Origin of the sequence: Desulfobacula phenolica, assembly GCF_900105645.1 — a bacterium.
Classification (GTDB): Bacteria; Desulfobacterota; Desulfobacteria; order Desulfobacterales; family Desulfobacteraceae; genus Desulfobacula; species Desulfobacula toluolica.
Genome location: NZ_FNLL01000007.1, coordinates 73,411 through 98,058, shown reverse-complemented (window position 1 = coordinate 98,058; position 24,648 = coordinate 73,411). Strand labels below are relative to the sequence as shown.

Below are 24,648 nucleotides of genomic sequence, written 5' to 3'. Positions count from 1 at the left end.
ATAAATTTAAAAGTTAAAAGGGCAGGCAATACCTGCCTTTTTGTTTGCTGTACAGAATTAAAAATTTTCAAACGCATTCTCTTCATCAAATGTTATAACCTGTTCAGGCCTTATTTCTTTTGGATTATGACCAATGCGTTTGCTTTTTTTTGCATTGATTGTATTCGATGTATAAGAAATGGCTTTTACCCGTTTTTTGTCCGGCAACGCAATAGTCTGGTCTTTATCACCGGTTACCAGCATAACAAGGTCACCAACATAATCCCTGAGTTGTTCTGCCTGGGCGCTCATCTCTTCAGCTGCTGATGCGGATTCCTCGGCAGTTGAGGCATTCTGCTGAACGACTTTATCCATTTCCGCAATGGCATTGTTCACCTGTTCAATCCCATTGGACTGCTCCTTGGATGCTTCTGATATTTCCGTGACAAGATCCCCTACCTTGGCTGCAGCTTTAGCTACCTGGCTGAAGGCTTCATTTGTCGTGGACACCAGTTCGGAGCCGTCATTTACTTTTTTTACCGTTCCTTCGATGAGTTCAGCCGTATTCTTGGCTGCATCCGCAGCCCTCATGGCAAGATTTCTGACTTCATCGGCCACAACGGCAAACCCGGCCCCTGCTTCTCCGGCCCTGGCAGCCTCAACAGCTGCATTCAAGGCCAGCAGGTTTGTCTGAAAAGCGATTTCATCGATGGTTTTGATGATTTTGGACGTTTCTTCGCTGGCACTTGAGATATCTTCCATGGAGTGTATCAGTTTCGCCATGGAGTTATTGGAGCGTTTTACAAACTGACCGGCCTCTTTCATGAGATTATCGGCCTGGGATGCATTTTCAGCATTTTTCTTTGTCATGGAAGCCATCTCTTCCATGGATGAAGAGGTTTCTTCTATGGCTGCGGCCTGTTGAGAAGCGCCTTCTGCAAGTGATTGGCTGGCAGAAGACACCTGAATTGCGGCAGAAGCAACCTGGTTAGATCCTTCATTCATGCCTTTGGTGATATTGTTAACAGGGCGTGTAATGCCTCGGATGATAAAAAAAGCAGATACTATACCGACCATAAGAGCCGCAATAAAGCCAACGATCATCATTGTCGACGCATTATCAAGAGAAGAGACCGTGTCTTTTGCAACTTTGTCCGTTGCCTGCAGTCCTGCATCAGTAGTTGTCTTGCAGGCTTCAATAACCGATAGTCCGGCAACCGTTCTTTTGTTTGCCAATTGCTGCAATTCAAGCCAGTTGTTAAGAAAATCCTTCATTGCAGTTTGATAATTGTTCCCGGCGGTACTTACCTCTTTAATCCGTTTCAGATCAACTTCATCTCGGGTGATCTTTTGAAGACTGTTAAATTTTTCATCAATTTTTTGAAAATTTTTTAATGCATCTTCCATTACACTGGGACTGCGCAATGCCTGGGATTTAAAAACTCCTACCCGTGTAATATTACCAAGATCAATAATATCATTGGCTAAATTGATTTTTGTTTGGCGTTCCAGCATTTCTCTTGTCAGTGCATTGTGCTGGCTTTTCAGGAATGCTTCACAATTTTCGGTATATTGACCGGCAGCCGCATCCATGTCCCGGCGATATCTTGTCTCATTTGTTTTGATATATCCTTCCATGGCTTCAGCATAGTTTTTTGCATGGGTTTGAATGGTATTTATTTGTTTGATATTTTCAGGTTTCCGGGTGATTGGTTTTATGGTTTCTAATTTTTTGTTTGTTTCAAGGATCTGATTTGCAGCTTTTTTCATGAGTTGCATATCTTTTGACACCTGGGCCTTGAAATTGTTAATCCTGGCAAGGGCTCCCAACTCGACAACATCCGTGACAATTGTGATTTTATTTTGACGTTCGGTCAGGTTTTTTTTGAATGCCGTATTCTGTCCGTCCAGAAATTGCGCACAGTTTTTCATGTATTTTTCAGCAGATGAATTAAGAGTGTCTCTGTTTTTTGCCAATTCAGAATTAAAATCAACTGTTTGAGAAATGAGTTTTTTATATTCATCAAACGCTTGAGTGGCAGCTTCAAGCTGACCTTTTAGCTTTTTTAAATTAGGAGACTGTGCCTCAAGGTCGCGGCCTTTTGCTAAAGCATTTTCTAAGGATATCGTCGCTTTTTGGGCATTTTTATAAAATTTTTCATCCTCTGTAAATCCATACCCTCTCATTGCGAACATTACTTGATTGGCAGCTTCTCTTATTTTTACCGCGACATCAACTTCAGGGACATACTCATGGGCCAGTATAGTGCTTTGATTCTGTACATTATGCATATTCCAAATGGCCATCATTCCAAGTATGCATGAAATTGCGATTAGCAGACCAAATCCCAAAGCAATTTTTATCCCAATGCCAAATTTTTTCATCTTTATTTTTCCTTTTTCAATTTGTTTTGTGATCTGAAAAAATGATCAGACAGTTTTTTTAAGCCCCATTAATTCTTCATTTGACAATACATGATCAATATCCAGAAGAATTTTTACACCACCTTGTGTCTTTGCCATGCCCATTATATAAGTGGTATCAAGTTTGGTTCCAAAGGCCGGGGTTTCTTCTATCTCTGCTTCACTAATATTTAATACTTCAGAAACGGAATCCACAACTATACCGATTTGAACAGTCATGTCATTTGAATCAACTTCGACAACAATAATACATGTCCGGTCTGAATATGGTATGGAGTCCATGCCGAATTTTAATCTAAGATCAATAACGGGAATCACTTTTCCCCTTAAATTAATAACACCCTTGACAAAACTAGGCGTTCGGGGGACTGAAGTGATCGGCATCATCCCTATGATTTCTTTGACTTTAAGAATACCAATGCCGTATTCTTCCTCCACAAGGTTAAAGGTTAGATATTTGCCTGTTTTCATGATTGTTGTCTGAATTGTTTGATTTAAATTGTCTTGATTTGAACTGCCCGGTGATTCCACAAGTTCTTTCTCCTGTTTAATGTTTATATTGCGTTTTATTGAATAAGTATTTTATCCATAGGTCTCTTTTATGTTGATTGTTGAACTCTACTTAAACTTTGATTTTATCAATAATTATTTAAATCAATTTAAAACCAACTAAAACTAATTTACATTAATTCAATTCCCGTGCCAAAGTGATCAGATAGAAATTTTGATTTATTTCAATCGGTTACAAAATTTGACAAACCTGATAAATTGTCACAAAAATATGACAATTTATATCATAGCTTATCTTATGGGTTGTTAATTTATTGAAATTATTGATTATATGTTGGTCTTTAGGGTTTGTCGCAAAAATGAGACTGTCACAAAAATAAGACTTCTTGCCTTGTTTTGAAGTTTATCGGTTTCAAAATATGCCTCAAAGTTTTTTTGGGTCCTTATTACTAATGTAAACAGCGGACATTTATGCCTGACAGATCAATAAGGATTTAGTCGATTTGAATACTGCTCCATTAGGAGAAAAAAGCATTCAGTACACGGATGCTTGGAAAATCATGTCTTATGGCAACATCCAGCACCATTTGAATGATTCGCTTATCCAAGGTCTCTTTGCTATTTTCATCTTTTTTTTTAGCATGGATAAGGATTTTCATATCCGGCCTTTCGGCTATCAAATTTATATTTTTACAATTTTTATTTCTAATAAATAGAATTAGTGATAAGAGAAAACACTCTAATTAGAATTCAAACAAGTTATAGTTTTAATCACAAAAACAATTCTAATTTGTTGAATAGATTATTTTAGACTGGACAACATCATGGATGTTATGAGTGCCTTATTTAAATGTCTTGCTCCAAATATTTTGTTATTTTTTTCTTTTTCTTTTTTATTCGGATTTTTACGGTCTCATTTCCAATCCACAATACCAATCTTTCAAAATATGGCCATGGGGGCCTTGTTCGCAGTCGTCGCCGGGATCGGCGTGATGACGTATATTGACATACTGCCGGTAATTTTGATGGATGGCAGAGTCATTTTGGTCGGACTTGCTGCTGCTTATGGAGGTATCACTTTTGGTATTTGCGCCGGAGCCCTGGTTTCTGAAAAACTACAAAAAACGGTTAAAAAAACAGCTTCCAAAGGATTGGAACATAAAAAGAATCTGTCCAATGCATCCCCAAAATTTTTTAAAATATTTCATAAAAGTCCAATTTGCATGGGTATCACCACGATAGATGAAGGCAAATTTATAGATGTAAATGAAAATTTTATCAGGATCACGGGATACACCAGGGAAGAAACCATCGGAACCACCTCATCTGATTTGGGATTTATATCAGTTGATGATCGAAACCATCTAAAGCAGCTATTGACAACGCAAGGAGAGGTTAATGCCTTAGAGGTTGTTTTTCATAAAAAAGACGGGAGTATATTTTATGGCCTGTATAGTGGTGTCATCATAACTTTTGAGGGTAAACCCCAATTATTGTCGATAACAGAAGATATTACCAAACGCAAACTGGCAGAACTAGAACTTATCAAAAAACAAAAAAATGAACAAGAATTAAGAATAAGGCTGGAAGCACTTTGGAAAATCGCCAGCATGGGTAATGAAACTCTAAAAACAATATGTGATTATGCATTGGCGGAGATTGAAAACATTACCCATAGTCCATATGCTTATATCGGATTTTTAAATCATGATGAAAGTGAAATGACTCTATATTCGATTTCTCCGGAAGTAATGATTGAGTGCAATGTAACTGATAACCCAATTAAATTTCCCGTCAAAACTGCTGGTTTCTGGTCAAAATCAATCAAAAAAAAAGCACCTCTCATCATAAATGATTATGCGGCAAAACATGAAGAAAAATCAGGATTGCCCGAAGGCCATGTGAGGATAAAACGATTTCTTTCAGTCCCAACCGTTGGGAAAGATGGTATTGAGCTTATTACAGTCGTGGCAAACAAACCCGATGAGTATACCAAAGAAGACGTAAAACAAATTGAAGCATTGATTACAAATGTAATGATTTTAATTCATCAGAAAAAAGCGGAACATGAAAGAAAAGAGCTGGAAAAACAACTTCAACAACTTCAGAAGGTTGAGGCAATTGGTTCGCTGGCAGGCGGCATTGCCCATGACTTCAACAACATCCTTTTTCCAATTATCGGGTATGCGGAAATGCTGGTTGAAGACTTTCCACAGGACAGTCAGTATAAGGAAAGTGTAAATGAAATCTTAATCGGGGCAAGACGGGCAAAAGATCTTGTGAAACAGATACTGACATTCAGCCGCCAGACAGATCAAAAGGTAAGGCCGTTAAAACCGGATTTAATTATCAAGGAAGTGATAAAACTGATCCGCTCAACCATTCCGACATCAATAAAAATCAAAAAAGAGATTGATCCTGATTGCCTTATGATTCTGGCTGATCCGACACAGATCCATCAGGTGGCCATGAATTTAATTACCAATGCCTACCATGCCATACAAGATTCAAGAGGAACATTGACCATAAAGCTTAAAAATTCAGAAAAAACGGATCTCTTCCATGAAAAATTCATTCCTTGTGGCAAACCCTTCGTTGAACCTTTTATCTGGCTTTCTGTCAGTGATACCGGAACAGGTATGGACAAAATGACTTTAGAAAAAATATTTGATCCTTATTTTACTACAAAATCCAAGGGAAAGGGAACAGGAATAGGACTGTCTGTTGTCCAGGGGATTGTAAAAAGCTGCAAAGGGGAAATCAAGGTAACAAGCAGCCCGGGTGAGGGCAGCACCTTTGATGTGTATATTCCTGCTCTCAAACAAAGATTCATCTCTGACCCTCAAGCAGAAAAATTGATTCATGCCCGGGGAAATGAAAGAATCCTTCTGGTGGATGATGAACATCAGGTTTTAAGGCTTGAAAAAACAATGCTTGAACGGCTAGGATATAAAGTAGAGACACAAGATAGCAGCCTGAAGGCGGTAGAGCTTATAAGCGCAAATCCTGACCGGTTTGATTTGGTTATTACGGATATGACAATGCCGGACATGACAGGGGATCTGCTTGCACATAAAATTATGGATACCATTCCCGGTTTTCCCGTCATCATCTGTACCGGGTTCAGCGAACAGATAAGTCCGGAAAAAGCCAGGTCAATCGGAGTAAAAGGACTGCTGTTTAAGCCTATTATCAAATCGAAATTTACAGAAACGATAAGGTCTGTTTTAGATGAAAGCAAATAATACTAACTTTTTGAAATATCGGGAGATTAAAAAACTCTTGAGATTAATTCATTTTTATTAGATAAAAAAAAATTATGCCTAACGTATTAATCATAGATGATGACGAACAGATATGTAAACTTTTATCCAAAGTTTTTAATAGAATGGGTTATACCGCATCTTATCAACTGACTTTGAAAGAGGGACTGGATAAAATAATTTCTGAATATATTGATATTGTTTTTCTGGATGTAAATTTGCCGGACGGCAATGGCCTGGACGCTATAGAAATCATAAAACAGCTCCCACTGGCTCCGGAAATCATTATTATTACGGCGGATGAAGATATTGACGGTGCAGAGTTGGCAATGCGGTCTAACGCTTGGGATTATATTTCAAAAAGAGAATCCCATAGAAATTTTAAATTTGCTTTAGAAAGAGCATTAGAATATCGCAGGCAAAAACAGGCAAAAAGCCCGGAAAAACCTATTAACTGTACAGCTATTATTGGCAAAAGCAGATTAATCTCAAACTGTCTGGATAAAATTTCAACGGCTGCCCATAATGATCTTCCTGTCCTGATCACAGGAGAGACAGGAACCGGTAAAGAGCTTTTTTCCAGGGCCATCCATGACAACAGTAAACGATCCCATGAAGAATTTGTGGTTGTTGACTGTGCCTCGTTACCTGAACATCTTGTTGAAAACACACTCTTTGGTCATTCAAAAGGTGCATTCACAGGGGCTGATTCTGATAAAACAGGCTTAATGGAAATGGCTGATAAGGGAACCTTGTTCCTGGATGAAGTGGGTGAACTCCCTTTAGATGTTCAAAAAAAATTTCTCAGAGTACTTCAGGAAAAAATATTCAGACCCATTGGCAGCAAAAAAGAAGTTAAAAGTGACTTCAGGCTGATTTGTGCAACACATCGTGATATAGCAGCCATGGTGAAACAAAACAAATTCCGAGAAGACCTTTTTTTTAGATTATTTTCCATGAATATTCACCTGCCTCCATTAAAAGACCGCAAAGAAGATATCATCACTCTTGCCCAACATCATCTCAATAGCAAAAAAGATCTTTCCGGAAAAAATTGTACAATGTCCAGGGAATTTTCAGAAGAACTTAAATTTTATGAATGGCCTGGAAATGTCCGGGAACTTATCAATACAATAGATCTGGTCTTCAGCGAGGCAGGTGACGGCACCACACTTTTCCCCCATCACCTACCCGAAAATATTCGGGCAGTTAACATCAGAAATAAAATCAAAGCTCAAAACAAAGCCAACAAAAACACTCCATCTTTTTTTCCAAACAAAAAAAAAATCGGCAGCATCCCAAAGCTAAAAGATCATATTGAAAACACAAAACATGCATATATTCAGAATCTGATATCGGTCACACAAGGAAACATTAAGGAAACCTGCCGGATATCCGGGCTTTCAAGAGGTCATATTTACCGTCTCTTGCAACAGTATAATATAAAAGGAGTTTAATTTATTTACATTTTCAAGGCAGTCATATGTTTGTTACACCCTACCCGATTGGACAAGTTGTATAACAACCTGAGATATAAACAATTTTATATTTACTGCCGATTATGAAAATTAATGACTAATGTTAATAAAAACTCAACTTTCTGAGTTGGCAAAATTCAGATGGAGTCAGGCGTGCATTATTGCACTTTGTTTGCAGGTTTGATGATATTTTAATAAAGATTACAATAAAACAAGCCTGAACCCGTCCACTAAAGCTTAAGTCCAAAAGTTGAGTAAAAAAGTTAAATGAAATAGTTAAAATAACAGTTATCAAAACAAATTAAAGGAAATTCCTCATGAAACTCAGCTTAAAGTACAAATTCCTTCTTCCAACTGTGACAACAACCATACTTTGTTTGATTTTGATGTCGGTTCTTTCATACATGAAATCCAGCAAGGCCCTGGAAAATTCCATTGCAAGCCAGCTGGAATATGTATCCGGTTCAATTTCAAAGCAAGTTGGCAATTGGATCATGGAACGGAAAAATGATCTAAATAATTTCAGTGAAGAAACTATATTCGCAGATGCTTCAAACCCATCATCAAAAGATGAAAGCATACAAAGCACAGCAAACCGTCGTTTGGAAAAAATCAAAAGGAACAATACGTTTTTTGAACTTATATCCATAGCTGATCCCGGAGGCATTATTATAGCGTCATCTGAAACCGGCATGATAGGATCAATGAATGTCTCAAATCGAAGTTACTTTAAAGAAGCTTTATCAGGAAATATATCGGTTTCAGAGGTAATAAAAAGCAAGGTTTCAGGAAATCCGGTCTTTTGCATCTCTTCTCCGGTCAAACAAAACAACACCATAGTAGGTGTGCTTTTTGGAGCCATTAACCTGAATCACTTTACAAAAGAATTTGTTGATTCCGAAAAAGTCGGAGAAACAGGATATGCATATATCAGCAGTAATGAGGGAATTATACTGGCCCATCCGGATAAATCAAAGATATTAACACTGGATATAAGTCAATATGATTTCGGCCGCCAAATGCTGAAACAAAAAAAAGGGCTGATAAACTATAGCTTTGAAGGTGTTAATAAAACAGTTGCATTTGCAGAAGAACCGAATTTGGGTTGGATAGTTGCGTCAACAGCAGACAATGCTGAAATTTTTGCTCCGGTTTATCAGATGCGTAACACAAGCATTATTATCGGTGTTGTTTGCGTTATTATTATTGCAGCAATAATATTCTTAATTACACAGTCAATTGTGAATCCAATCAACAGGATTATCAACGGAATGGAAGAAGGGGCTAACCAGGTTGCATCAGCTTCGATTCAGGTATCCTCTGCCAGCCAGTCCCTTGCAGAGGGCTCTTCCCAGCAGGCATCCTCTATTGAAGAAACTTCTGCATCAATAGAAGAGATGTCTTCAATGACAAAGAAAAATGCTGAAAATTCAAGCAATGCCGACCGTCTCATGAAACAGGCAAATCATGTCGTTACTGAGGCAAATGAATCAATGAAACAACTTACTCTTTCCATGAATGATATTTCAAAAGCAAGTGAAGAAACTTCCAAGATCATCAAAACAATTGATGAAATTGCATTTCAGACAAATCTTCTGGCATTGAATGCTGCCGTTGAGGCTGCTCGTGCAGGCGAAGCCGGAGCAGGATTCGCCGTCGTTGCAGATGAGGTCAGAAATCTTGCCATGCGGGCTGCTAATGCTGCAAAAGATACGGCAGAGTTGATTAAAGATACTGTAAAAAAAATCAGCGATGGATCAGCAATAGTTTTAAAAACCAGCGATTCTTTTAGGGATGTGGCTGAAATCAGCAGTAAGGTTGGTGATCTGGTTGTTGAAATTTCAGAAGCATCCAGAGACCAGTCTGATGGAATTGATCAGGTCAATAACGCTATTTACGAAATGGACAAAGTGGTTCAACAAAATGCCACCAATGCTGAAGAATCCGCTTCCGCATCAGAAGAGATGAGTTCCCAGGCAGAACAACTAAGGGATTATGTGGCTGATCTTGTTCTTTTGGTGAGCGGCAAAGAAGACAGGACAAATGTTTTGATAAACAAAAAAAAAGCACCCTCCTTTTCTTATAAATCTCATTCTATTGGCTTAAATCAAAACAAAATAACGGCTACCAGTAAACAAGAAATAAAATCGAATCAAATTATACCCTTTGATGAAAATGAGTCGTTTGATGATTTTTAATCCTGTATAAAATATAAAACCTGACCTGGACAAGTCAGAACAAAGAAGGTTTTAACAGTTTCAATCAATTGTATAATGATTCCAAAAGCCACTAATGCAAAAGGATATCAATTATATTTTTTACAGAAAAGACCGGGGTAATCGCACTTCGGTCTTGTTCATATTATTTTGGCCATGGAGTCTTGTTCTTCATACAAACCCTTGCACAATAAGAAAACCGGAAAAAACATACCTGAAGCCAGTCCAGGTAAAAAGTTCGCATTATTATTTTTGTTTTATTGATGAAGGCAATGTAATTTATAATATTTTCCGGGTTCTTTTAAAATCCCTGCCATCCTGGCAGGGATTCTTCATTTAATAATAATCTTGACACAGGCTTTTATGAAAAGCTACTATAATACATTTTGTTTAATCATAATGAGTTTTATTTTACAGGAGAGTTAAGGAGAATATTGATGCTGCGTTACTTGCGTGAAAATACCGGAAACTGGATCATTAAATTATTTCTTGGGATCATTGTTATCGTGTTTGTGTTTCTCGGTGTGGGATCATTCGGAACAAAAAGAAATGATTCAATTGCAACTATCAATGATGACCCGATTACCATAAAGGAGTATCAGCAGGCATATAAGTCGATTGTTGATCAAATGCGGGCAAGATTTGGAAAAAATTTAAATGATGATATTCTGAAAGCACTTAATGTAAAACAACAGGCGCTTGATTCATTAATTGAACAAAAAATAATTTTAGCCCAGGCCGACAAACTAAAGATTAATGTTTCTGATAAAGAACTTCAAGAAATTCTGCTTTCAATTAAAGCATTTCAAAAAGATGGGAAATTTGATTTAGATCAGTATAAAAAAGTCTTAAGTTTGAATTCTTTGAATCCTGAAATTTTTGAAGAACTTCAAATCAATTCAATTAGACAGCAAAAGATTAAAGATATGGTGCTGAGTGCGGTGAATGTATCAGACCTTGAAGCAAGGAACTGGTATTTATTTCAAAATACAAAAATTGCAGTTGATTATCTGCTGTTTGATCCTAAAGGCTATTCCGATATTAACCCGGATGAAGACCAGGTCAAAGCGTCTTATATCGAAAATAAAGATCAATATAAATCTGAGCCTAAAATCAAGGCAGTGTATTTGAAATTTTCTCCTGAAGATTATAAAGATACTGTAAGTGTCACAGAATCCGATATTAAAGAGTATTACGAACAACACCAGGAACAATTTAAAATACCACAAAAAATTGAAGCCAGGCATATTTTAATTAAAGTCAATGAAGATGCCGAAGAAGAAGTTGTTAAGGCAACAGAAAAAAGAGCCCGGGAAATATATGTGAAGGCTGTTGATGAAGGACAGGATTTTGAACAGCTTGCAAAACAATATTCAGAAGGGCCTTCAAAAGAGAACGGAGGATACCTGGGTGTGTTTGAAAAACAAAGTATGGTGAAACCTTTTGCTGACAAGGCCTTTGCTATGAAGGCCGGTGAAATAAGTACTCCTGTGCGAACTCGATTTGGCTGGCATATCATTAAAATCATAGCCAAATTTGATGCTTCCACTAAAACGTTGGCCCAGAGTTCGGAAAAAATCAAAAAAGAGCTGAAACAACAAAAACTGCAGAATTTAACTTACGATAAAGCCGGGGAAGCATTTGATGCCGTGATTGACGGAGACGATTTAGAACAGGTCGCCCTTATCGCCAAGCAAAACATCATTACAACCAAAGAGTTCAGTATCCTTGGAGAAGGGGTTAATATGGCTGATAATAAAGGCTTTGCAAGGGCTGCTTTTGAGCTTCCTCTGGGTGATATCAGTGATGTAAAACAATTTGGTGACTCTTATTATTTGATCAAGGTGGTTAAAAAGATTGATCCTGTTGTTCAGGAACTTGATATTGTAAAAGACAGGGTTCGAAAAGCGCTTAAGACAAAAATGCAAACAGCACGGGCAAAAGAAGATGCTCAGTTGTATCTCACCAAAGCCCTTGAGATAAAAAAATCAGACACCAAAGTACTGGATACAGAAAAATCGGTAAAAAAAATATTGGATAAGTTGGCGAATGACCATAAACTAAACATTAAATCCACGGAATTATTTATAAGAAACGGCAATGTCGAAGGAGTAGGTAATTCTCCTGAATTTATCCAGGCAAGTTTTTCATTGAATAATAATAACACAATTTATCCTGAAATAATTAAAACTTCAGGCGGTTTTTGTATTATCGGTTTAAAAGAACGACAATTACCCGAAGAATCTGAAATTTCAGAAAATATTAACAGTGTAAAAGATGAAATTATCTGGAGAAAACAGGCCCAATCGTTTCAGGCATGGGTGGCTGAATTAAAAAAACAGTGTGAAATCAATTATGATCCTGAATTTTTGAATTAAAGGGTATCGTGATAAGGCGCAATAGTACTCTTAAAATTATTGTTTTAGGATTTTTATTTTTAGCTTCGTGTGTTACCCCCAGACATATTGTTATTGATCCCGATAACAGCATGCAAACTGATCCTGCAATTGTTTATGGAGTACTCTCCAATGGATTCCAATATATCCTCATGGAGAATTCCAAACCAGAAGACAGGGTTAACGTTCATCTGAATGTTTTTGCCGGCTCCATGCATGAGACAAATGAGCAACAAGGTGTTGCCCATTATCTGGAACATATGTTGTTTAACGGGTCAGAACATTATAAGCCAGGTGAATTAATTGAATATTTCCAATCTATTGGTATGGATTTCGGCTCGGATGCCAATGCCCATACTTCTTTTTTTAATACGGTTTATGATCTGTCTTTGCCCAGCGCAGACTATCAGCAAATGGATGATGCCTTTGTCGTCATACAGGACTATGCAAAGGGGGCACTGCTTTTGGATGCTGAAATTGATCGTGAACGCGGCATTATTATGGCGGAAAAAAGGGAACGAGACTCGGTATCGTACCGTACCTTTAAAAAAAAACTGGCATTTGAACTGCCGGGTTCATTGTTTTCTGAAAGATTACCAATTGGGATCGACAGTGTCATAAAAAAAGCAGATCGAAAATTGTTGAACGCATATTATGACCAGTGGTATCGGCCTGATAATATGGTGTTGATTGTTGTGGGTGACTTTGACAGGCAAACGGTTCTTTCCATGATAACCAAAAGATTTTCCAAACTCAAACCCCGCACTTTTTTTTTGAAACATTCTTTATTAACCAAATGGGAAGAACATAAAGGGGTAAAATCTTTTTATCATTATGAGCCCGAAGCCGGCAGTACTGATATCACAATTGAAACAATTTCCTGGGAACCTTTTGAAACACAAACCCCGGATCTCCTGAAAAAAAGAACGTTAAACCATATAGCAGATTCCATATTGCAGAATCGATTATCGAGAATGGTCAGCAAGCAAACGGCAGATTTTTCAGAAGCATCTGTTTTTTCAGGAAAATATTTGCGTCACCTGTCACTATCAGCCATTAGTGCAGTTTGTCAACCCGATAGGTGGAAACAGGGTCTTCATCAGATTGAAAAAACCTTGAGACAGGGTCTTTTATTTGGTTTTACGCAAACGGAGCTGGATAGAGTCAAGGCGGATTTCATTTCCTCGCTTGAAAAACAGCAAAATCTTGCAGAATCACAAAAAAGTCCTGATCTTTCCAGAAAAATTTTGACAGCTATAAATCAAAAAAGATTGCTGTTATCTCCGAAACAGAGAATGGATTTTTTAAAGCCCTATATTGAATCAATTTCATTACAGGATGCCCATAACGCGCTAAAAGAGACATGGGCAAAAGATCACCGGCTTGTGCTTGTATCAGGCAATGCCCATATAGATACGCAGGCACCTGAAGCAAACATTCTTGATGTTTATAAGAACAGTTACAACGATAAAATTACACTGTATAAAGATCCTGAATCCAAGAAATTCCCATATCTTGAATTGCCGTTTTCTAAACACGGCATCAAGTCAAGGCAAGATAATGTTAAAGATCTTGGTATCACGGTTATTGATTTTAAAAACAATATTCGATTAAATTTAAAAAAAACAGATTTTAAAAAAAATGAAATTCTTTTTAAGGTTTGTTTTGGCCAGGGAAAAAAATCAGTGCCTGTTTCAAAACCGGGTTTATCCTTACTTACTGAGCGTGTGCTTCAGTCAGGCGGATTAGGAAAGCTTGATACGGATGAGTTGGACCAAGCCCTGGCCGGCAAAGAGGTCACGATGGGATTCAAGATCAATGAAAATTATTTTTCTTTATCCGGGTCTGCTAACCCTAAAGAAGCTGAACTTGTTTTTCAACTCATCTATCATTATCTTAATGATCCAGGATTCAGGGTTGAAGCTCTGGATATAGCGAAAACCAGGTATCAACAGCAGTATGACAGCCGCATACGAACACCTGAAGGCATTATGCGGACAACAGGAGATCTTTTTCTTGCCGGAAACGATACCCGGTTTGGGTTGCCCCGGCCCGTGACGATTAATCAGTATACCCTGAATGATATTAAAGATTGGTTGACCTCATATTTTAAAAGTTCACCGGTTGAAATATCCATTATTGGAGATTTTGATGTTGAAAATATAATAAATCTTGCTTCAACCTATATTGGAGCGATTCAAAAAAGACAAAGTTTTCCTATTAAATCAATCAATACAGGTAAAATATATTTCCCGGAAGGTGAACATCTTGAACTGAAAATGGATACAAAAATTGATACAGGCGTTGTTCATGTCGCATTCCCAACGGATGATTTTTGGAATATCAGGCAAACTCGCAGGCTATCTGTTTTATCCAGAGTTCTTTCAGAAAGATTGAGAATCGTTATAAGAGAGGAACTTGGTGAAACATATTCTCCTTATGTGTATAATGATCCCTCGATGAGCTTTAATGGCTATGGCATACTGCATATGGTTGTCAGTGTAAAAAATGATAGTCATCAATTCGTTTTCAATAAAATTAAAGATATTATTAATGCCGTAACCGCAAACGGTATTTCAAAAAAAGAGATGGATCTTGCCTTAAAACCGGTTATAAATCATCTGAAAGTTCTTAGAAAAACTAATTCTTACTGGTTAAATTCCGTCATGGCCAATTCTTCAAATTATCCACAAAAATTTGATTGGTCCGGGAATATGACGGATGACTACAAATCCATCACCAGGGATGATTTGATATTGCTTGCAAAAAAATATCTGAATAACAATAGAAGCGCTATAATTTACATTAAACAGGAAACTCATAAGCAATAAAAATTGATTTTTAAATGGATTTATAAGAGGAAGGCAATTGTTATATGAATTAAGATTTGTATTGCGGGGGCAGCTTCTTTATTTGTCCGGAAACATTATTTCTAAGGTAATAATCCAGATCAAAAAGCTGTTTAAAACTTAGGTCGGTAAACTGTACATGCATTTTTCTGATTTTCATTGAACTGAATGAGGGTGCATTTTTTATTTCATAGTCTAAAACAATCTTAAAAGGAAGATCGCCTACATAATATCCCATGCTGCTTAAAAAGATCTTTTCTTCCGGAAGATTTTCATTCTCATTATCATCCGCATTTGTATCAATATATTTGAATGTAAGACCGCCCATACTGATATCAATTATCTGTCCTAATTTTTTGGAATTTGGGCTTATGGCTGCGTAAGCACCTTCTTCAGCCTTGTATCTTTTGTTTTTTCGTCTATCAATGGTTCTTTTTCTGCCCACAAAAAGCATCCTCTTTTTTCATAGCTATAGCTATATTAAATTTTTCTTTAAATTTCTTAAATTAATTAGAGCATAAATTGTGCCATTTAAATACATTGGTTGACTGTATGATAAATCGTATGAAAAAATTTTATATGGGATAGAAAAAATAAGCTTATCAAAGTTTGTTTTTGGCTTTTTTCAGGGCAGTGTGATGGGATTTTGTTTTATTCTTGATACAAAAGGTAATTTAAATTTTTATGCATTTTTGGAAAAATTAGTTATAAAAGTATGTATTTTATTTCTTATAAAATTACATTTTTTCCTCAAATTGTTTTAAGATCCTGTTTTTCATTACATTATCAGGTGTAAAAATTTTGCCGCTAATGGCAAGATAAACCCCATGGGGTAAGGTTTGAACTGCGGCAACAGCAAAACCGATGTTGAAAATTGCATCGCTGGATTTGAATTTTGCAGGCTCCATGGCACCGGTCAGGACGATGACCTTGTTTTTAATGTCGGCCAGCACTTTTGCTGTTTCAATCATGGTGTCAGTGCCGTGGGTAATGATGATTTTGTCATTAATTTCGGCTTGTACTGCTTGATGGATGATTAACCGGTCTTGATCCGTCATATCAAGAGAATCTTTTTTTAATATGGAAGACACCTTGTATTTAAAATTTATCCTTCCATCTTTTAAAATATCATTAATATTGGATTCTCCTATTTCATATCTGCTTAACGAATCAAAATATACTTTGTCGATGGTTCCGCCTACAGCAATAAATTTAATTTCCATTTTGGCTCTCTTTCATTCAGTCTCTTGATTCTATAAAATGGGTCAGCGTTGCCAGGCATATATCATAATTAAACCCTCTGTACCGCAAAAAATTCATCATCTTTTTTTTAAATGTTTTATTATCAAGTCTGTGCCATGTTTTTATTTTTGGTCTTACCGACTTTAATGCCAGATCCTGATCATCATAGTGCGTTAAAACAGCGTCAATGATTGACGGGTTGATCCCTTTTTTTTTGAGTTCATATCGAAATGCGAATTTCGATTTTGGTTTGTGTTTTGCCTTGGTTTCTATAAAAAATTTTGCGAAATACCTGTCATCTAAATATTTTTTTTCCAATAAAATTTCAATAATTTTTTTTATAAAATCTTCATTGATCCCTTTTTTTTTAAGGTATTCTTGTATTTCATAAACAGTTCTCGGTTGATAGGCTAAGTATTTTATCGCCATATTTAAAGGAGGTCCGATTTTTTTAGTATTATTGGAAAATGAATCCATTATTTTCATGATCACTCTTTGGATAGTTTATCCAATAATTTGACAGGAGTGTTTAAAATATTGGACATTATATTGATAAGGCCGTCACTCACTGCAGACGGATGTAAAAGGGTAACAACAGGATCAAAAAGTTTTCCAGTGGCTTTTAACGGAACTGATATGAGCCGTCCGCCAAGAAGCGTATTGATAACAGGAATTTTTTCAACAATAAGATCAACTGTTTTAAACGGAGCAACAAGACAGGTCAGATCCATTTGATCTTTTGCAGGGTCAATCCACCCATTGAATATCAGCAACATATCTTTCCCGTCAATTATGGCTTTGGTCAGGTGAATCCTGCTGTCTTTGATATCAGCTTCAATGGAAATATTTTTATACGCAAACCCTGTTTGTGTAACATTGGGTATATTCCCTTTGAAAAGTTTTGAAACATTTAAAACAGAAAGAATTCTTGAAAGAAGTGTCCATTTGTAAATGCGTCCTTGTTCAGCGATTAATTTGAATGAACCGGTTAATTGATTTAATAAGTCTTTTGAAGGACTATTTGATAGAATATTACCGGTTAAAGAATACCGACCATCAATCAAGTCATTTTTTTGAAAAAGACAGGTCAATAGATCTTGAATATTGGCCTTGTTATGGGCCTCAAACGAAAAGGCACCTTCGATGCACTCTTGTTTTAAATTAATATACCCTTTTGTATTTAAATCACATAAGAAAGCGGTGTTCAAGTTGATGTGTAAATGTTCTTTTTCAAAAGAAACCTTGGTGTCGATTTGTGTAAAGGTCAGTTTCTCAGTAACCAGTCTATCTGCTTTAAAATAAATTGGCTTGGCTGGTAACAGACGATTGTATAACGGGAATGTCCCGAAGTGAGACAGGGGTGAATTTAGATTTATTTGCCGGGTGATGATGTGTAAATTGGAATTTTTATCCGTATGTATTAATGTGGGTTGCCCTTTAGTTAGGGTATTGATTTTTTTTGCCCAGTAACTGTCCGGTATAACAATTTTGTTTAATGTTGTTGTATTTAAAATCCCATTAAAATCAAACAAGGGCTTTTCTGTATTGTGATTAAACGTTATACAAGCGTTTGAGACTCCTTCTTCAAGAAACGTAATGGTATTTAAGGCCGATAAATCAAGGGTTTTACCTTTTAGATCAATATAGAGTTTAGGTCCTGTCGTGAAGTTAAGATTACTTTTGAAAAAAGATTGCTTTGTGTCGGTATGAAAATAGCCGTTTTCCAAATCAAATGGAACCAAAATACTATCAAAATGTTTTTTTTTAATAAAGTGTTCCATCCACGACAGGTTTCTTATTGTCGCTTGAATTTTTTTTAAATTTAAAAAATTATCCGATACCTGAAATTGGCAGGACAGGTTTTCTATTTGGTCCTGATTCCACTGTGTTGTGATATCAATTCCAAAACCGTTACCGGTAATATTATATTTCCATTGGTCCGGTTTTAATATGGGGCCGGATAGATCCATTGAGGTGATTTGTAGCTTACCGCCTCCGTTTTTGACACAAGAAAGCATCTCTCTGGTTTTTTTATAGGACATCAACCAGGGGATCATTGATTCCAGGTTGATTATACCAGAGCCTGACCGGATGCTTATCCTTGCTTGATCCTTAAAATCAAGCACCGTATTCAGATCATAAATCCTGCTGTTGTTTATCATCCCTGTGAGACCATTGAGGCGTATGTTATCAGGTTTATATTCAAACCTTAAGTTTTCAAGGGCAATAACACCTGGAATCCGATCATAATTGCCTGTGACAGAAAAATCAGCTGTAGTGATTTGAACCTTGAGAGCATGGGATATTGTTTCCAAAGAAAGATTTAATTTGGCTTTTGATCGCCCCTTTACATCATGAACCATTGATAATTCTTTGGCCAATAGTGTGTTGGGTAAAAGGGATATCAAGGTTTGGGGCATCATTGTAAGATCAACGTCAAGTAAAAACTCTCCTTGAAACGGATGATCCTCATAATTTAAAAGGTCGACGCTGAGACGTCCTTTTTCAATGACTGAACTTTGAATAACTGCTTTGTTTGTATTGATATCCAGAATGCCATTTTGAATATGGGCATCCCCAAACACATGTGAGGCAACCAAATTTGTTTTCGGAATATTTACCAGACCGTTGTCAATCGTTCCTTTAAGTTTTAAGTGGTTCCCGGTAAAAAGATCTTTAAAGCCATTGCCTTGAAACGAGACATCAATTTTGGGAATTCTGCCGTTATTCAGAATTTGAAACAAACTTCGGGTGATCTTATTGTTTTTGAAAAACAATAATGACATCTCTTTTGCCTTATTGATATGAATATTGGTTCCAATAAAGTGTATGTTTGATTTTTTTTTGATTTGATCGTTTGCAAAATAAATTGCCACAGACCCATTAGGATAATTGAGTTTGAACGAAGGGATATCAATTTGATAAAAATTATCAGACAATTTAAAAACCGACTCGATAAAGTCTGAATCCAAAAGGATCTTTTTGTTTTTTGACTTTATTTTTGGGGCAATGAAGTTACATTGTCCTTGGATTTCATCCTTTGAATTAAGCGTTAAAATAGTTTTTAACTGATCAAGCTCAATTGAATCCACATTAATGTTTTGGTCAAAAGAGGCGTTATAAATTCCAGAAGCCTTGAATCGGATATCTTTTATGGTTATTCGTAAAATGGTGTCGTCTTTTTTTGACAGATAGACTGATCCATCCATCCTTCTAAAATAAGAAGATGAGAAATTATTGAACGTAATTTCGACATCATTCTGGTGTTCGGGTAAAAAATCAAAGATTTTTTTTAATTTTTGAGTATGTGTTGAAACCGAAAAATCAATTGGTATCATGGAGTGATTTTTTTGGGGAGTGCTGATTTTAATTTCAGGCTGACTGATTATGATCTGGCTGATATTGATTTTACCGCGAAAAATCGCCTGGCTGTTGAAATTTAATTTTAATAATTTAATGTTGATATCAGTTTTATTGTCGGCATTGAAACTAAACTTATCTATGGTCAGGCTTGGTTGTGGAAAGACGGTAATAAAAAATCTGGAACCATCAATCCGGGTGCCTGTTTTTTGATATATGAAAGAAGATATTTTATTTTTAATATAAAAGGTATTGATGACTCGGTTAACTGTAAAAAGAGAGGAGAATAATAGAACAAGAATTAAGACAATGCCGTAAAAAACCGGTCTTTTAATTCCAATTTTCAGAGAAGTTATCATTATACGGATTAATCGAACGGCACAGGTTAACATAAACCCTGGGCCGTTCGGTTTTTTATAGTCTGTCAGCTGCGGCTTGTGATTTCAACAATGTGAAATCCAAAATTTGTTTTAACAGGTCCATGAGGTATGCCGATTTCTTCATTGAAAACTACCGTATCAAATTCAGGAACCATTTGGCCTGGGCCAAATTCTCCCAGATCTCCCCCATTTCTTCCGGAAGGACATTTTGAATGTTCTTTGGCCAATTGTCCGAAGTCCTCACCATTCTTTATTTTATCAATAAGTTCTTTGCAAAACTCCTCATCTTTTACGAGTATGTGCCTGGCACTGGCTTTTGCCATTATTTCTCCTTTAATCTATTCTGGTTAATGTCAACTCTTGTGAGTGTAGTAAATCATTTTATAATTATCAAGATATAACAATTACCATGAAAAATCAAAATCATGGGAAAGCTCAATAAAATCCGCCAGTACAAGATGGGTTTGATTCATCAGGATTTCTTTGAAGTCATTTATCTTTGTAGTTTCAGGATCTAATTTTTCTATCGGCGCTTTGCCTATAGACCTCAAATAATTGTTTTCAATGTCGAGTTCTGATTGCTCGAATAGTTTTTTTTCTGATTTTCGGGCATCCAGGTTTAATGAGACGGAGGGCTGGGAATTTATTTTTGATGCAATTTCGATTCTTTTTTTAAGATAAGTTAAACCTGGGTCTTTAAGCGATCTTTCCTGGTAACCGGTATCCAGTTTCTTATTCATTAATTGAAGCGACCTATAGGCTTTATATGAGGTTTTGATTGTTGTATCCCATGGGAGGGCACCTTCTAAAGAGCTTTCTCCCGTATCTTCAATCTTATAGAGTTGCGGATAACTCAAATCCGGTACAATCCCAAGATTTTGAGTGCTTTTGCCTGAAACTCTATAAAATTTTGCACTGGTAAGTTTTAATTTGCCATTTCCAAGTGGCTGTAATTCCTGAACAGTTCCCTTGCCAAAGCTTCTTGTGCCGACAATCACGCCCCGATTATAATCTTTAATGGCACCGGCAAAAATCTCGGAAGCCGATGCACTCATTCGATTGATTAATACGATAAGAGGGCCGGAATATTCAATGGTTGGATCATCATCATATAATCGTGTAATCCTGTATTTTGTCTTAATTTGTACTGTTGGGCCTGACTTCAGAAAAAGTCCGGTCAGTTCATTGGCTTCTTTTAAGGAACCGCCGCCATTGTCACGCAAATCAATGATTAATCCGTCAATGTTTTCGTTCTTTAGTTCGATAAGTAATTTTTTAACGTCTTTTGTTGTGCTTTTATAGTCTTTATCCCCCCTGTGATACGCATTAAAATCAATATAAAAATTGGGAATTTCAATCACACCGATTTTCAAGGGGAGATTGTTGTGATTAAGGGTTATGATATTTTTTTTTGCAGATTGTTCTTCTAATTTAACCTGATCTCTTTTTATTTGAATTGTCCGGGTTGAATTGCTTTTTTTAGCAGGTATGATTTTCAGTCTTACCAATGTGTTCCTGGGGCCTCTGATCAGTTTGACAACATCATCAATGCGTTGTCCTATGGTGTCTTTAATTTCCCCTGTTTTTCCCTGGCCCACACCAATGATTTTATCACCGGGCATGAGTAAATTTGATTTGTCAGCCGGTCCTTTGGGGATTAAGCGTACAACTTTGGTATATTCATATTCGTTTTGAAGAACCGCGCCAATACCTTCAAGCGATAAACTCATGTGAATATCGAAATCCTCGGAAGCCCTGGGAGGAAAAAATTGCGTATGAGGATCAAAAGCCATGGTAACACTATTCATGAAAATTTGAAAAATATCATTTGAGTTTGTTTGCAATAATCGTTTGAGACGGCTTGAATATATTTTATCAAGCGTTTGAGTGATTGAATCGTTTTCCTGATCATCCAGGATCATCGTAATAATATGATTTTTCAGATCATTTTTCCACAAAGAAAAAAGGGTTTTGCTGTTGGGTTCCCATTTGCGCACATCATTGTCTATGATCATGGAGTCGTTTTTGCTGAAATCAAAATCTTTTTCCCATGTTGGTATCATGGAAGAAATGTATTCCAGTCTTTGTCTGGAACGCTCCATGTATAAATTAAATATTTTGAAAGCAATATTCAGGTTCCCTCTTTTCAGGTCATCATCCAGCCGGAATTGATATTTTTTTAATGATTGAATATCTTTCAGGGTGAATAATAATTTGCCGGGATCAAGCCGCTTCAAGTATCGGTCAAAAATAATTGATGACATATTATCATCAAGTTTTTTTTCAAGATAATGATATCGTTCAAGTGTCCGTACGATTTTAATGCATTGAGAAGCGTGTTCAAATTTCGGTTTGATGGGTTTTTCAATATTTGCCCACACATGTGATGAATATGATAAAAGGATGAATATGGATAAAAAGCATTTTAAAAGGACCGAAATCATTAGATAATTGTTTTTTATGGGTTTCATTGTCATAATTCAATATCCTTTGGTGTTTCAAAACTTATTTTTCCTATTTTACCGGCCCGAAGTTCACGGATTAATACCTCGGAGGCTTTTTGTAAATTCACCATACCGCCTTTTTTCAAACATCCTTTAGCAGAACCGATTTTTTCAATCAGTATGAGTTCATCCTCTGGCAAAGTTTCCAGAAAAGGATAACGCGACATCAATAAATCAGGATATTTTTTTATTAAAAGCGTGGCTGCAAAAAATGCAATGTCTGTATAATCAATGGCTGTATCAGATATTGCACCGCTTGCTGCAAGGATATATGCTTTTTGCTTTGGCTCTATCACCGGCCATAATATTCCGGGTGTATCATAGATATCTATGTTATTGTTTAAGCTGGTTCGTTGCTGGTGTCGTGTGATTGCAGGTACATTTCCGGTTTTTGCAATTTTTTTGCCTGCCAGAGAATTCAAAATAGTTGATTTGCCTGTGTTGGGGATACCTAACACCATTACTTTCAATTTTCTAGCCCTGTTTCTGTTAATTTGACTCACACAATAATTTAATGCAGCATAGGTTTGGGATTTTTGAGTCCCACAGATGGAAACGGCAGGAACCTTTTTTTCTGTTTCAAAATAATCAAGCCATAATTTTGTTTGTTCAGGGTCTGCAAGATCATTTTTATTCAACACTTTTAATCTGAATTTGCCTTTGCAGATTTTATTCACGAACGGGTTGGCACTTGCCTGCGGCAGTCTGGCATCTAAAATTTCTAAAACAGCGTCCACTTTAGATATGACTTTTTTAAGCAGGTTTTCCGTTTCAAGCATATGTCCTGGAAACCATTGAATTGTCATTTTGTTTGTTTCTTTTTTTTAGATGGGTCAATTTTATTTTTCAATTTTTTCTTTGCCTATTTCAATATGGGTAAAATACAGATAAGTGAATACGATTGCAACCATGCAACTTCCGAAGAATCCTCCAATAATTACAGGGATAAGCAATTGAAATCCTGAAAAGTGCTTTAACCACCCATAAACAAATCCTAAAATAAGGCTGGAAATAAAAATAAATGAAAATAAAACGGTCATGGTTCTCCAGTGATAAAGCATTTTTTATAGCATATTGTTTTTCACAAGGTATGGATTTATTTGAAATTTTCAAGTAACTTATTTTGTATGTATTTGTTTGTTGCCACGATCCCCTGTTCGGGAAAATTAAACTCGCCTTTGAAATCACAGATTTTTCCGCCTGCTTGTTCAACAATAAAAACCCCTGCTGCAATATCATAAACATTTAAATTCATTTCCCAAAATCCGTCAAGCCTGCCGCATGCCACATAGCAAAGATCAATGGCTGCAGAACCATACCGTCGAATATCTCTTAATTGGGGAACAATCCTGTTGAAATATTCAAGGTTGTTTTTTTCAAGATTTGCCCTCAAGCATGCAAATCCTGTTGCCATAACACAATTAATCAGCCGGTCTGTTTTTGAAACATAGATTGGATTATCATTTAAGAAAGCACCTTTGTCTTTGTCTGCATAAAATAATTCATCCAGACGTGGCGCATAAACTGCACCACAAATGGTTTGATCCTTATATTGTACGGCTATACTGACAGAGTAAAACGGTTGTTGATGGAAAAAGGAGGTGGTTCCGTCTATGGGGTCAATGATCCATAGATAATCTGAAGAAAAATTTGTTTTGCCTGTTTCCTCACCCAAGACATCGTGTGAAGGATATTTTGTCCTGATCTTTTTGACAATAAAGTCTTCCACCCTTTTATCGGTAATGGTTACCAGGTCTTTTTTGTTTTTAAATTTTACATCAGCCGGTTTTAAAAGCGATTGCTCTTTAATGCAGATAGCGCCTGCCTGTTTAATAAGATCTTTTAAAAATAATATCAATGTGTCATCCGATTTGTTGAAATTTAATATTTTTGAATTATGGCATATCAGTCCGGTTTTTTCAAAGGCAAACACCTCATTCCCAATATGTTTGCAATACTCGTTTCTTTCTTTTCTATATGCGATTATCTGCGGCATTCCGACCATCATAAAGGAAGGAATGCCGTTAAATAAAAGACCATTTGTATG

General features: G+C 36.4%; 17 protein-coding genes. 5 read left to right on the top strand and 12 right to left on the bottom strand.

Annotated elements, in window-relative coordinates:
• Nucleotides 1-57 precede the first annotated feature (57 nt).
• The 3 genes from BLT94_RS12870 to BLT94_RS22030 all read right to left on the bottom strand — a co-directional run bounded on the left by BLT94_RS12870 (nucleotide 58) and on the right by BLT94_RS22030 (nucleotide 3,572).
• A complete protein-coding gene (locus tag BLT94_RS12870) occupies nucleotides 58-2,364 on the bottom strand; it encodes a methyl-accepting chemotaxis protein (protein ID WP_092234779.1) in 2,307 nt (768 codons plus the stop codon).
• Nucleotides 2,365-2,409: 45 nt separating this feature from the next.
• Nucleotides 2,410-2,874 carry a chemotaxis protein CheW gene (locus BLT94_RS12865; RefSeq protein ID WP_092235124.1) on the bottom strand — a complete coding sequence of 155 codons (465 nt, stop codon included), beginning with the start codon at nucleotides 2,872-2,874 and terminating at the stop codon, nucleotides 2,410-2,412.
• Between the two features lie 557 nt (nucleotides 2,875-3,431).
• Nucleotides 3,432-3,572 carry a hypothetical protein gene (locus BLT94_RS22030; RefSeq protein WP_175530351.1) on the bottom strand — a complete coding sequence of 47 codons (141 nt, stop codon included), beginning with the start codon at nucleotides 3,570-3,572 and terminating at the stop codon, nucleotides 3,432-3,434.
• Nucleotides 3,573-3,875: 303 nt separating this feature from the next.
• Between BLT94_RS22030 and BLT94_RS12860 the strand changes: the two genes are divergently transcribed.
• From BLT94_RS12860 to BLT94_RS12835, 5 genes are all read left to right on the top strand, one after another.
• Nucleotides 3,876-6,158 carry an ATP-binding protein gene (locus BLT94_RS12860; RefSeq protein ID WP_175530350.1) on the top strand — a complete coding sequence of 761 codons (2,283 nt, stop codon included), beginning with the start codon at nucleotides 3,876-3,878 and terminating at the stop codon, nucleotides 6,156-6,158.
• 74 nt (nucleotides 6,159-6,232) lie between these two features.
• On the top strand, nucleotides 6,233-7,633 hold the full coding sequence (locus BLT94_RS12855) for a sigma-54-dependent transcriptional regulator (RefSeq protein WP_092234773.1): 1,401 nt from the start codon (nucleotides 6,233-6,235) through the stop codon (nucleotides 7,631-7,633).
• Between the two features lie 338 nt (nucleotides 7,634-7,971).
• Nucleotides 7,972-9,852 carry a methyl-accepting chemotaxis protein gene (locus BLT94_RS12850; protein WP_092234770.1) on the top strand — a complete coding sequence of 627 codons (1,881 nt, stop codon included), beginning with the start codon at nucleotides 7,972-7,974 and terminating at the stop codon, nucleotides 9,850-9,852.
• Nucleotides 9,853-10,307: 455 nt separating this feature from the next.
• Nucleotides 10,308-12,248, top strand: a complete 1,941-nt coding sequence (locus tag BLT94_RS12840) for a peptidylprolyl isomerase (protein ID WP_092234764.1) — start codon at nucleotides 10,308-10,310, stop codon at nucleotides 12,246-12,248.
• A gap of 8 nt (nucleotides 12,249-12,256) precedes the next feature.
• Nucleotides 12,257-15,097 carry a M16 family metallopeptidase gene (locus tag BLT94_RS12835; RefSeq protein ID WP_092234762.1) on the top strand — a complete coding sequence of 947 codons (2,841 nt, stop codon included), beginning with the start codon at nucleotides 12,257-12,259 and terminating at the stop codon, nucleotides 15,095-15,097.
• Nucleotides 15,098-15,146: 49 nt separating this feature from the next.
• Here BLT94_RS12835 and BLT94_RS12830 read toward each other — a convergent pair whose 3' ends face one another.
• The 9 genes from BLT94_RS12830 to BLT94_RS12790 all read right to left on the bottom strand — a co-directional run bounded on the left by BLT94_RS12830 (nucleotide 15,147) and on the right by BLT94_RS12790 (nucleotide 24,597).
• Nucleotides 15,147-15,569 (bottom strand): PilZ domain-containing protein, encoded by a 423-nt coding sequence (locus tag BLT94_RS12830; protein WP_092234759.1) that lies wholly within the window; start codon nucleotides 15,567-15,569, stop codon nucleotides 15,147-15,149.
• A gap of 283 nt (nucleotides 15,570-15,852) precedes the next feature.
• Nucleotides 15,853-16,338 carry an asparaginase domain-containing protein gene (locus BLT94_RS12825; RefSeq protein ID WP_014958282.1) on the bottom strand — a complete coding sequence of 162 codons (486 nt, stop codon included), beginning with the start codon at nucleotides 16,336-16,338 and terminating at the stop codon, nucleotides 15,853-15,855.
• Between the two features lie 16 nt (nucleotides 16,339-16,354).
• On the bottom strand, nucleotides 16,355-16,843 hold the full coding sequence (locus BLT94_RS12820; RefSeq protein WP_092234756.1) for a regulatory protein RecX: 489 nt from the start codon (nucleotides 16,841-16,843) through the stop codon (nucleotides 16,355-16,357).
• Between the two features lie 2 nt (nucleotides 16,844-16,845).
• Nucleotides 16,846-20,076, bottom strand: coding sequence for a YhdP family protein (locus tag BLT94_RS12815; RefSeq protein WP_175530349.1), 3,231 nt, complete (start codon nucleotides 20,074-20,076; stop codon nucleotides 16,846-16,848).
• Between the two features lie 65 nt (nucleotides 20,077-20,141).
• Nucleotides 20,142-20,420: a peptidylprolyl isomerase gene (locus BLT94_RS12810; RefSeq protein WP_092234750.1), complete on the bottom strand. Its 279-nt coding sequence runs from the start codon at nucleotides 20,418-20,420 to the stop codon at nucleotides 20,142-20,144.
• An 81-nt stretch (nucleotides 20,421-20,501) separates the two neighbouring features.
• Complete coding sequence (locus BLT94_RS12805) at nucleotides 20,502-22,568, bottom strand: carboxy terminal-processing peptidase (RefSeq protein WP_245743109.1); 2,067 nt, start codon at nucleotides 22,566-22,568, stop codon at nucleotides 20,502-20,504.
• A 2-nt stretch (nucleotides 22,569-22,570) separates the two neighbouring features.
• Nucleotides 22,571-23,407 (bottom strand): ribosome biogenesis GTPase YlqF, encoded by an 837-nt coding sequence (ylqF, locus tag BLT94_RS12800; protein ID WP_092234745.1) that lies wholly within the window; start codon nucleotides 23,405-23,407, stop codon nucleotides 22,571-22,573.
• Nucleotides 23,408-23,440: 33 nt separating this feature from the next.
• Nucleotides 23,441-23,641 (bottom strand): hypothetical protein, encoded by a 201-nt coding sequence (locus BLT94_RS12795; RefSeq protein WP_092234743.1) that lies wholly within the window; start codon nucleotides 23,639-23,641, stop codon nucleotides 23,441-23,443.
• Nucleotides 23,642-23,697: 56 nt separating this feature from the next.
• A complete protein-coding gene (locus BLT94_RS12790) occupies nucleotides 23,698-24,597 on the bottom strand; it encodes an inositol monophosphatase family protein (protein ID WP_092234741.1) in 900 nt (299 codons plus the stop codon).
• Between the last annotated feature and the right edge of the window lie 51 nt (nucleotides 24,598-24,648).

What these genes read in the sequence shown, in the direction of transcription:
- BLT94_RS12870 (WP_092234779.1), bottom strand. Translation starts at nt 2,364, where the DNA reads ATGAAAAAATTTGGCATTGGGATAAAAATTGCTTTGGGATTTGGTCTG.
- BLT94_RS12865 (WP_092235124.1), bottom strand. Translation starts at nt 2,874, where the DNA reads ATGAAAACAGGCAAATATCTAACCTTTAACCTTGTGGAGGAAGAATAC.
- BLT94_RS22030 (WP_175530351.1), bottom strand. Translation starts at nt 3,572, where the DNA reads ATGAAAATCCTTATCCATGCTAAAAAAAAAGATGAAAATAGCAAAGAG.
- BLT94_RS12855 (WP_092234773.1), top strand. Translation starts at nt 6,233, where the DNA reads ATGCCTAACGTATTAATCATAGATGATGACGAACAGATATGTAAACTT.
- BLT94_RS12850 (WP_092234770.1), top strand. Translation starts at nt 7,972, where the DNA reads ATGAAACTCAGCTTAAAGTACAAATTCCTTCTTCCAACTGTGACAACA.
- BLT94_RS12840 (WP_092234764.1), top strand. Translation starts at nt 10,308, where the DNA reads ATGCTGCGTTACTTGCGTGAAAATACCGGAAACTGGATCATTAAATTA.
- BLT94_RS12830 (WP_092234759.1), bottom strand. Translation starts at nt 15,569, where the DNA reads ATGCTTTTTGTGGGCAGAAAAAGAACCATTGATAGACGAAAAAACAAA.
- BLT94_RS12825 (WP_014958282.1), bottom strand. Translation starts at nt 16,338, where the DNA reads ATGGAAATTAAATTTATTGCTGTAGGCGGAACCATCGACAAAGTATAT.
- BLT94_RS12820 (WP_092234756.1), bottom strand. Translation starts at nt 16,843, where the DNA reads ATGAAAATAATGGATTCATTTTCCAATAATACTAAAAAAATCGGACCT.
- BLT94_RS12815 (WP_175530349.1), bottom strand. Translation starts at nt 20,076, where the DNA reads ATGATAACTTCTCTGAAAATTGGAATTAAAAGACCGGTTTTTTACGGC.
- BLT94_RS12810 (WP_092234750.1), bottom strand. Translation starts at nt 20,420, where the DNA reads ATGGCAAAAGCCAGTGCCAGGCACATACTCGTAAAAGATGAGGAGTTT.
- BLT94_RS12805 (WP_245743109.1), bottom strand. Translation starts at nt 22,568, where the DNA reads ATGAAACCCATAAAAAACAATTATCTAATGATTTCGGTCCTTTTAAAA.
- ylqF (WP_092234745.1), bottom strand. Translation starts at nt 23,407, where the DNA reads ATGACAATTCAATGGTTTCCAGGACATATGCTTGAAACGGAAAACCTG.
- BLT94_RS12795 (WP_092234743.1), bottom strand. Translation starts at nt 23,641, where the DNA reads ATGACCGTTTTATTTTCATTTATTTTTATTTCCAGCCTTATTTTAGGA.
- BLT94_RS12790 (WP_092234741.1), bottom strand. Translation starts at nt 24,597, where the DNA reads ATGCCGCAGATAATCGCATATAGAAAAGAAAGAAACGAGTATTGCAAA.